This is a genomic window from Arenimonas fontis (assembly GCF_008386465.1).
Taxonomy (GTDB): domain Bacteria; phylum Pseudomonadota; class Gammaproteobacteria; order Xanthomonadales; family Xanthomonadaceae; genus Arenimonas; species Arenimonas fontis.
Window position 1 is genome coordinate 1 of the sequence record NZ_VUOD01000024.1, and the last position, 1,144, is coordinate 1,144.

Annotated in this window: 1 protein-coding gene; it reads right to left on the bottom strand. The window is 67.1% G+C overall.

The genetic code is table 11. From position 1 onward, the window contains the following. Positions 1 to 1,144, bottom strand: a 1,144-nt coding sequence (locus tag F0415_RS12535; RefSeq protein WP_149861548.1) for an ISL3 family transposase, incomplete at both ends; no start/stop codon positions are given.

Sequence of the window (1,144 nt, forward strand, 5' to 3'; positions counted from 1 at the left end):
CTGCGAAGTCGAGCTTGCCGGCGATCAGGAAGATGACGGTTCTGATAGTGGTGAAGCGGGTGAAGCCGCGAGCGCGGCGCTTGGCGGACTGAAACAGGCCGTTGAGCGCTTCGAGGAAGCCGTTGGTCTGGCGGGTCTGGGCCCAGGCGACGATGCCCTCGAGGTGGCGACGGACCATGGCGGCGACCTCCTTCATGGGTTCGACCTTGGAACGCATGACGCAGGTGCACCAGTGCTTGAGCATGTCGCGTGCCACGTTGATCTGCTTGCGCGCGAGGATCTCGCGCAGCTGCTCCTTGTAGACCCAGGCGCGCGCGGTGCGCACAGTGGCCATCCTGGCGATCAGGGCATCCAGATCGGCGGCAGCCTCGGGCTTGAGGCTGGCGCGGTTCTTCAGCAGCGACCAGCGCATCCCCTTGAGGGACTTGTCGCTGCGCTGCTCGATGCGGCGCATCCTGTCCACGGCCGCATTGGCGTGCCCGATGACGTGGAACTTGTCGAAGGTGACGCGCGCGTTGGGCAGGTGCTCGGCGCAGCCCCTGATGAACGCTGGCGACATGTCGATGCTGACGGACGTGATCTGCTCCGCAGGGCAGTGACGGCTTTGCAGCTCGGTTGTCAGCTGGGCGATCGAGTCGGCGCCGCGGCCCTCCGCCACGGCGATCACGCGTCGCTCAGTGGCGTCTGCGGCGAGCGTGATGTAATCATGCCCGCGAGCCCGCGACGTCTCGTCGATGGCCAGCTCGCGCACCGCGGACAGGTCCGTTTGCGCCAGGGCGAGCTCCACGTAGCGCTCGCAGAGCGCGGCGACACGGTGACGGCTCACGCCCACCAGGCGCGCCGCCGCGGCAAAGGTCATCTGCTGGCACAGCAGCAGCACCAGGGCTTCGAACAGCAGCGTGAAGCCCGAGAGCTTGCCGGCCCACGGCGGATCGACCTGGCGGACGCTGCCATCGGGCAGCTTTACCCGGGGGACACGCACTTCCAGGAAGCACTCGTGCTGGAAGAAGTTCAGGTGCCGGTAACGCTTGGCGACGGTGTCGTGAACCGGATGCTGGCCCTCCACGCCAGCCAGCGCGAAGCGGCTGCCGGCGATGAAGTCCACCCGGATGGTGAGCGTCTTGGCCGCCAAATCGAAGTCCGC